Source organism: Burkholderia sp. KCJ3K979 (assembly GCF_016759955.1).
In the GTDB taxonomy this organism is placed as follows: domain Bacteria; phylum Pseudomonadota; class Gammaproteobacteria; order Burkholderiales; family Burkholderiaceae; genus Burkholderia; species Burkholderia orbicola.
The window spans coordinates 1-8,161 of sequence record NZ_JACFYV010000267.1; the positions used below are offsets into that span (position 1 = coordinate 1).

Sequence of the window (8,161 nt, forward strand, 5' to 3'; positions counted from 1 at the left end):
CCCCATCCCGAACCGCCTCATCACCGGAGACTTCCATGCCGCTCCTTTCGGCTTCGATCGTCAGCGCGCCCGTCGTGACGTCGGAGGCTTACGTCGACATTCCCGGCCTCTACATCGACATCGCGAAGGCCGGGATTCGCGACGGGAAACTGCAGGTCATCCTCAACGTGCCGACGCCTTACGCGACCGGCAACAACTTCCCCGGCATCTATTTCGCGATCGCGACGAATCAGGGCGTCGTCGCGGACGGCTGCTTCACCTATTCGGCGAAAGTGCCCGAAAGCACCGGCCGCATGCCGTTCACGCTCGTCGCGACGATCGACGTCGGCGGCGGCGTCACGTTCGTGAAGGGCCAGTGGAAAAGCGTGCGCGGCAGCGCGATGCATATCGATTCGTACGCGAGCCTTTCCGCGATCGGGGAAACGGCCGCGCAATCGTCGTCGCAAGGTGGCGCCAATCCGGGCGCCGAAACCGGTGGCGGCGAATCGGGCAACATCGGCGGCGGCGGCGGCGGCGAACGCGACGGCACGTTCAATCTCCCGCCGCACATCAAGTTCGGCGTGACCGCGCTCACCAACGCGGCGAACGACCAGACGATCGACATCTACATCGACGACGACCCGAAACCGGCCGCGACGTTCAAGGGCGCCGGCGCCCAGGACCAGAACCTCGGCACGAAAGTGCTCGATTCCGGCAACGGACGCGTGCGCGTGATCGTGATGGCGAACGGCAGGCCGTCGCGGCTCGGCTCGCGGCAGGTCGACATTTTCAAGAAGTCGTACTTCGGGATCGTCGGCTCGGAAGACGGCGCCGACGACGATTACAACGACGGCATCGTGTTCCTGAACTGGCCGCTGGGTTGATCGACGGCTATCACGAAACATCGCAATGGCGACGGGGCCAGCCACGCATTGCGCATCGTTCGAGCAGTCATTTGCAGTCCCACTGCTGTACACCGCGCGTGGTCCGGTGAAATCCGTTCGCCGGTCACGCGATGCGGAACCCTTCCATCCAGACGAGGACGACATGTCACAACCCTTTACACACGACGACCTGTACGCGCTGCTGCAACTCGCGGGCAACGACGCCACTGCCGTGCAGGCCAACGGCGATCAGGCCGTGCTCGACCGGATGCGTCAGTTCATGACCGCGCAGCTCGTCGAGAAACTGCCGCAATACGACGTGTTCGTCGATATCGCGACGATCCCGTACAGCTTCGACGTCGGCAGTTGGCAGAACAAGGTGAAAACCGATGCGGCAGGCGAGGTCGTTGCCTGCACGGTGACGTGGGCCGGCGCGCCGGGCGTGTTGCCCGGTGCCGCGGCGAAGTTCGGCGTCGGCGCGGTGGTCAATTACTTCTCGAAAGCGACACCGCAACCCGTGCAGCCCGCGCCCGTACCGACCGGCGGCGGTGAACGCGACGGCGTCTTCAACCTGCCGCCGAACATCGCATTCGGCGTGACCGCGCTGGTCAATTCGTCCGCCCCGCAGACGATCGAGGTCTTCGTCGACGACAATCCGAAACCCGCCGCGACGTTCCAGGGCGCCGGCACGCAGGACGCGAACCTGAACACGCAGATCGTGAACTCCGGCAAGGGGAAGGTGCGGGTAGTCGTGACGGCGAACGGCAAGCCGTCGAAGATCGGCTCGCGTCAGGTCGACATCTTCAAGAAGACCTACTTCGGGCTGGTCGGATCGGAAGATGGCGGCGACGGCGACTACAACGACGGGATTGCGATCCTGAACTGGCCGCTGGGTTGAGTCGCGGCCGCGTGATGAGCGTCGCCACGCCGCGCGGCGTGGCGATGGGCCGGCGAGCGTCCGTCATCTGCGAGCCCCCGGCCCGCGCCGCAATGATGCGATCGGCCGCGACGATACGCGCCAAGGCCGATCGCTCCGCGCATCCTCGCCCGTCGAATCACCACGCCCACCGGACGCCGGCATTACCAGTGATCGTGCGCTGATGCTCGCCACCGAGGTTCGTCAGGTAGCTGACCGTCGCATACACGCTGCCGCGCTTCGTCAGCTGCGCGACGAGCCCCGCGCCGATCTGCCCGGCCGTCTGCCCGACTTGCGTGCCGATCGTCGTCGAGCCGCCGAACGTCGTCCTGTCATCGCTGCCGAACGAACGCAGCACGTTCACGCGCAAGTACGGCTTCCAGCTCACGCCGTTCGCATCGAACGCGTATTGCAGCCGCGCGCCGATCCGGCCGAGGAACGTGTTACCGTTGTTCCACGTGACGTCCGACACGCCGTCGTTGAATCGGGCCAACGACAGCCATTGCCACAGCAACTGCGCCTGCGGCTCCAGCGTCAGCCCATAGCCGAGCGAGATCGGCACGCCCGCTTCGACCGAACCGGTGACCGCGTTGCCGTCCGTCGAACCACTCACATTGTTGTTCGAATGCGTGCGTACGGTCAGCACGCTTCCCATCACCACTGCGTCCGTATACCAGCCGCCCGGGCCAATGTGTGTCCAGTATCCGCCGAGGTTGTACGCATTCACCTGCAGCGAACCCACGCCCAGATCCCGCTGCGCGAGCGCAAAACCGTTCACGTCCCCAATCGCGCGCGAGAATCCGAGGAAGAAGCCGTAGTGGTTACGGTGTCCGCTCGGTCGGTTGTCCGCATAGAGATCCTGCCCGACCTGCATCCCCCATACCGTTCCGTCATAGGACGGCGTCACATCGCCATTCTGCTTGATGTTGCTGTAGCCGCCCCATACACGTGACCACGAAACGGGCACCGAGCCGTTTTCGGCCAGCAGTCCCTGTTCGCCCTGGCGATCATGGAAGGTATCGATCTGCAGCAATCCAAGCTGGCGCGCGACAGCCGGCACTTCCGAGTACAGCGGGACTTCGGGACGGTAAACAGGTTCCGGCTTGGCGTCGGGCGCCGCGTTCTTGACAGCCTCGACGATCGATTCCGGCGTACCGTCGGCAACACTGAATGGCGGTTGCTGCGTTGGCTGATCCGGCCGCGGAGGAACCGTGCTGCGCAGATACCAGTCCTCCCCCGTCAAGGCGGTAACCCCGCCTTTCACCAGATAATAGGAGTAAGCGCCAGCGCTGACCGTACCGCCCGCCAACGTAAACGCGTTACCCGTATTCGCAAAGTTCACGGCGTAAACCAACCGAATACCGTCGGACTTGGTCAGCGCACCGGCACCACCGACGTTCGTTACGTTCAGTGTCGTCTTGCCGCTTGCCGTCGCCACTGCCGGCACACCGCCGATCAGCAGCGTGTCCGATGGCGCACCGTCGCCGGCAAGCGTCGTATTCATGTTGACCGCTCCATTCTGCCCGACATAATTGCCCGACACGGCCAATCCGTTACCGACAACGCGCCCACGGAGCTCCACAACTCCCGCATTCGTCAGGGTTCCGAATATCCGGAAGTCTCCCGGCAAACCGCTGGCCAGACTGGGCAGCGCATTCGCGACTGAAATCGTGCCATTGTTCGTCACGTTACCCGTCACACTGCCATACCCGCCAAGCGTCGCACCGGGCGCGATGGTCAAGGGGCCACCGCCCCGCAGTCCCGCCGCCGCATCGAGATCACCGACAATGAGCGTGCCGGCAGCCACGTTCGTTCCGCCCGAATACGTGCTGTGTACGCCATTCAATGTCAGCGTGCCGTCTCCCAGCTTGGTGAGTCCGCCCGAACCCGTGATGTCCTGCATGATCGTCGTGTTGAACCCCTGCGTATCGATCGCGCCGTTGTTCGAAGTGGTCGAGATCGCGCGGCTCGACGCGAGATTGAACGCGCTGCCGAACTGCAGCGTGCCGCCGTTGAAAGTCAGTCTTCCCGATGAAGCGCCGAGCGCGTTGTCCGCCGCGACCGACAGCGTGCCTTGCGTGATCGTCGTGCCGCCGGAATACGTATTGCCGCCCGCCGCGGACGGCGTGAGCGTCAACGTGCCCGCGCCGGTTTTCTCCACCGCGCCCGACCCGCCAATCGTGCCCGTGTACGTGCCGGCGCTGTCCTGCTGGAAGCGCACCAGCCCGTTGTCGGTGACGGACAGCGGCAGGTTCGACGCATTGGCCTGCAGCGTCGCGCCCGCGTTGACGGTCGCGACGACCGATGCCGTCGTCGTGCCGAGCGTGCCCGTAAGGTTCAGCGTGCCGCTCTGCACCAGCGCGGTCGAGAACGTGCCGGTGCCGGCCCACGTCCAGTCGGTGCCGGCCATCGTCAGGCGCTGGAAATTCGTGAACGCATTCGACGCGGTGCCGGTGCCCTGCAGCGTCACGGTGTTGGTGCCCGCGCCGCCGTTGGCCGTGCCGACGATCTGCGATCCGGTCTGCAGGATCAGCGTCACGTTGCCGTTGCCGCCCTGGATCGCGGTGCCGCCGCCGCCCTGGATCAGCCCCGCGTTGGTGATCGTCGTCGCGCCGTTGGTCGAGCGCACGCCGATGCCGTTGTTGCTGATGATCCGGCCGCCGGCCTGGTTCGTGATCGTCGCGGTGAACGAACTGCCGAGCGTGTTCGATACGACGGCGTCGACGCTGCCACCGCTCGTCGCGGTGCCGGTGGTCTGGATCGTGCCGCTGTTGACCAGCGTGTCGTTGTTGCCCTGCATGTAGACGGCCGGCGCATCGCGGCCGTTCGACGTCAGCGTGCCGCTGTTGGTGATCGTGCCATTGCCGCCGAGCAGCGACGCGGCGCGCGCGTTGTTGCCGGATGTCGTCACGGTGCCCGTGTTGACGATCTGGTTGCCCGATGCGCCGGGATTACTTTGCCCCCACGCGGCCGTCATCCCGTACGCGTTGTTGCCGGTGGTCGTGATCGTGCCGTTGTTGACCAGCGTATTGTTGTTGCCGTTCGCGGCCATCCCGTCGTTGTAGGTGCCCGACGTCGCGATCACGCCGGTCGCCGCATTGGTGAGCGTGTTGCCGTTGTTCACGCCGAGCAGCACCGCGCCGCGGTTCGCGACGCCCGTGCCGTTGCCGGACATCGACAGGCTGCCGTTGTTGGTGATCGTGCTCGACGTGTCGACCGAGAACGGCGTCGGCGCGGACGTCAGCACGTAGCTGCCCGTCACGGTCGAATCGAGGTTGATCGCCACGCCGGTGCTGCCGGCCGTGGCCACGACCGACGGCGCGTTCGCGCCGGTACACGTCACCGTCGTACCGCTGCCCGGCGCGGTGGCCGAGCACGCCGCATACGCACTGACCGGCACCGCGCCGGTCAGAATCGCCATTCCACCCAAACCCAGGTTCCGCGCCTTTCTTTTCATTTTCCGCTCGCATTTATTGGTGACGTTATTGCTGAAAATCGGTGCGTGGAACGGGTTATATCACCTGTCTTGAAATAATCGCAAGATCCATTGGCGTGATATCGGAAATCACGTGGCAATTCATTGCGGAACGGGAAATAAGAAAAATGGTCGCGTTGTTGCGTCGCGAAAAATGCTGCGGCACCGGCATCATGAAAGCGAACGGGAGCGAACCGGTTTAATTTTCCGGTTATCGCGAGACTCCTGAAAGTCGTGACGACGAGATTCGGGCGAATCGGAAAATATGACGCGATACCGCAATCGCACGGGTCGTGCAAGGCAACATGGACAATTCGGCCATGTTGCCTTGCACGAAGCAATGCCACCCGCTTTTGGACGACTACATGGCCAGAGGTGTTCGTCGATGCGCTCGACGATCCCGCCAGCAGATGTTCCGGATAGCTGGACGGCCGCCGTCGAAGCCGCCATGCGACGCACTCCGCCGACGATCGAACGACGGGCTACTTAACCGCGTTGCCGTCCACCACGTGCCATGCTGGAAAAAACGCCGTCCCGGTAAATCCACGCATGAACCAGGGCAGCCGACAGATGGGCCAGCACGACGACGAACAGCAGTCGCGCCAACAGGCCATGCGCATCGCGCAACCATGCAAAGAGCGTCGGACTGGCCGGTACGATCGCAGGCAGGTTGACGCCCTTGAACAGGACAATCGGGAAACCGCCCGCCGACAACAAGGCCCAGCCGATCAGCGGCAATGCCAGCATCAGCACATACAATGCCCAGTGGGACGCTTTCGCTGCGAGCACCTGCCAATACGGCAGACTAGCCGGCAGTGCCGGCGGCCGGCTGCGCACCCGATTCGCGACGCGCAGCAGCGCCAGCACTAGGATCGCGATACCCAGCGGCCGATGCAGGTCGATCAGCCAGATCCGGTGATGCAACGACGTCATCATGCCGGCGCCGATGAACAGCATGGCCAGGATCATCGTGGCCATCAGCCAGTGCAGACCGCGCGCCAGCGCGTTGAAATGGTGCGGCGCGCCACCGCTCGCCAGCTTGTGCGTATTCATTTGACCTCCTGCTTGCCGACTGCCTCGGTCGCCTTGCCGTAGCCGATTTCGCGTTCGCGGCGATTGAACGAATGCGCGTACGCTCCCGAGCGCGCGTTCAGGATCGGATCGTTCGACACCGCGACGCCCGCGGGCACGATCGACGGATCGAAGTTGATATCGCGACACGCGCCCTCGGCCTGTTCGACGACACGCGTCATTTCCAGCGTGCCGGCGACGAGCTGCTTGCGATCGGCCGGCCACGGCTGCGACGCGTCGTCGACCGGATCGCCCGGCTGCGCGAGTTGCAACACGTAATCCCAATGGAGCGGCTTGCGCGCGAGCCGCTCGCGCACGCCTTCGAACAGGAAGTCGTGGTCGGCCTTCTGCCGCTGCGCATCGCTCATCGGAATGAACGGATCATGCGGGCGCATCATCCAGCGCACCGGCTGCCGGTGGCCGTCGGCGGCCACGAGATAGAAGGCATTGACGCTGTAGAACGTCGCGCCCGCGAAACTGCCCGGAGCCGGTTCCTGCGCCGCCCATTTCATGAATTTCTCCGCCTCCGGGTACGCTTTCAGGAACGCGGACACCCGCGCCGGGTCTGGCTGGCCCGTGGCCGGGTCAGGCGCGGTCGCCTGCTGCATGGCCAGAAAGCCCTCCGGTTCGTGTGTCGCGAAGTACGGCTGGTTGTTCATCGCCATGCGCCATTGCTGCTTGTCATCGGTCGTCAGCAGCAGAGCCATGCTCAGCGTCGTCGTGGAGTTGTCGGCCGCGTACGGGCTGCCAGTGCCGATCGAGAGTCGTCCGACGACCGGGATGTCCGCCTGCGTGAAGACACGCGCGGTCGACAACGGCACCGCCGCGCGGTCGGGACGGAACGTGCCGACGAAGCAGACGCCCTTGCCGTGCGCGCGGCGAAAGCCGGGCGGAAACGGCTGCGGGGTTTCCGATACCAGCGATACGCTGGTCGTGCGCGAACCAATCCAGCCGGCCGTCCACGCAAGGGTCGACATCAGTGCGCCGGCAACGGCGGCAATCGCCGCCAGCGCCCCCCACGTGCGTGTCGACCTGAAATCCAGTTTTGACATAGATGGTTTTCATCCCGTTGTGTCGTCGTGCGTGCCGCGCCATGTTTTGCCCAGCGCGGTCGTCTATGCATGAAGCGCGCGGCCGCGCTCACGGGCGCCGCCGAGTGCGCACGATCTAGTCGATTGAGGTACGAACGCGGCAGCGACGGCAGACTTCGGCAGTCGCTACGCGCGTTGCATACGAAAATCTTAGCGACGGGGCAAAAGCGGAACCATCAGACCAGGCTGAAATCGTCAACGGGGTGTAGGACCAGTCCGGCCGCGCGCGCAGCGTCGTTGCGCGCATGCCGAGACGGCGGGTGTCGGTTGGCCCATGCAACGATGCCGGCCATTGCGGCCAGCATCGAGGAGCGGGCAACTGCTAGCGGTCAGCCCGCATGGGATGCGGAGCGCGTCGACATCGCCACGGGTTGCGCCCAAGTGGCCGACGCCAGCTGAATGCGCGCATCACGCGCCACGCGGTTGAACGCCACGCGTTGCGCACCCTTCAGTTTCGCCGCTCTGGCTGCGTGCACGAGCTCGATCGGATCGACGAGGCGCGCATGCCGGCGCACCTCGAAGTGCAGATGCGGGCCGGTCGCCGTTCCCGTGCTGCCGACCGCGCCGACGCGTTGACCGCGCATCACGCGCGCGCCGGTTCGCAACGTCGGCTCGAACGCCGACAGGTGCGCATAGTACGACGCGTAACCGCCGTCATGACGAATCACCACGTACTTGCCATAGCCGCGCGGCTCGGTGCCGATGAACGTCACGACGCCGCGCTCCGACGCATGAACGGCGCGGC

At 64.9% G+C, this 8,161-nt stretch carries 6 protein-coding genes; 2 read left to right on the plus strand and 4 right to left on the minus strand.

Going from position 1 to position 8,161, the window contains the following annotated elements; all coding sequences use genetic code 11:
• The first annotated feature begins 35 nt into the window (after positions 1–35).
• Positions 36–863, plus strand: coding sequence for a fucose-binding lectin II (locus H3O04_RS31840; protein WP_202589205.1), 828 nt, complete (start codon positions 36–38; stop codon positions 861–863).
• Between the two features lie 163 nt (positions 864–1,026).
• Positions 1,027–1,761, plus strand: coding sequence for a fucose-binding lectin II (locus H3O04_RS31845; RefSeq protein WP_011548596.1), 735 nt, complete (start codon positions 1,027–1,029; stop codon positions 1,759–1,761).
• A gap of 157 nt (positions 1,762–1,918) precedes the next feature.
• Here the strand turns inward: H3O04_RS31845 and H3O04_RS31850 are convergent, their stop codons facing one another.
• The 4 genes from H3O04_RS31850 to H3O04_RS31865 form a co-directional block, all read right to left on the minus strand.
• Positions 1,919–5,200: an autotransporter outer membrane beta-barrel domain-containing protein gene (locus H3O04_RS31850; protein WP_202589206.1), complete on the minus strand. Its 3,282-nt coding sequence runs from the start codon at positions 5,198–5,200 to the stop codon at positions 1,919–1,921.
• Positions 5,201–5,740: 540 nt separating this feature from the next.
• Complete coding sequence (locus tag H3O04_RS31855; RefSeq protein WP_202589207.1) at positions 5,741–6,307, minus strand: cytochrome b; 567 nt, start codon at positions 6,305–6,307, stop codon at positions 5,741–5,743.
• Positions 6,304–7,377, minus strand: coding sequence for a catalase family peroxidase (locus tag H3O04_RS31860; protein ID WP_202589208.1), 1,074 nt, complete (start codon positions 7,375–7,377; stop codon positions 6,304–6,306). The genes H3O04_RS31855 and H3O04_RS31860 overlap by 4 nt, the downstream gene beginning before the upstream one ends.
• A gap of 368 nt (positions 7,378–7,745) precedes the next feature.
• The coding region (locus H3O04_RS31865) for a M23 family metallopeptidase (RefSeq protein WP_202589209.1) at positions 7,746–8,161 on the minus strand (416 nt) is incomplete at its 5' end.

Bases quoted from the DNA above. Each gene is read 5' to 3' on its own strand.
- H3O04_RS31840 (WP_202589205.1), top strand. From the start codon at position 36: ATGCCGCTCCTTTCGGCTTCGATCGTCAGCGCGCCCGTCGTGACGTCG.
- H3O04_RS31845 (WP_011548596.1), top strand. From the start codon at position 1,027: ATGTCACAACCCTTTACACACGACGACCTGTACGCGCTGCTGCAACTC.
- H3O04_RS31850 (WP_202589206.1), bottom strand. From the start codon at position 5,200: ATGGCGATTCTGACCGGCGCGGTGCCGGTCAGTGCGTATGCGGCGTGC.
- H3O04_RS31855 (WP_202589207.1), bottom strand. From the start codon at position 6,307: ATGAATACGCACAAGCTGGCGAGCGGTGGCGCGCCGCACCATTTCAAC.
- H3O04_RS31860 (WP_202589208.1), bottom strand. From the start codon at position 7,377: ATGTCAAAACTGGATTTCAGGTCGACACGCACGTGGGGGGCGCTGGCG.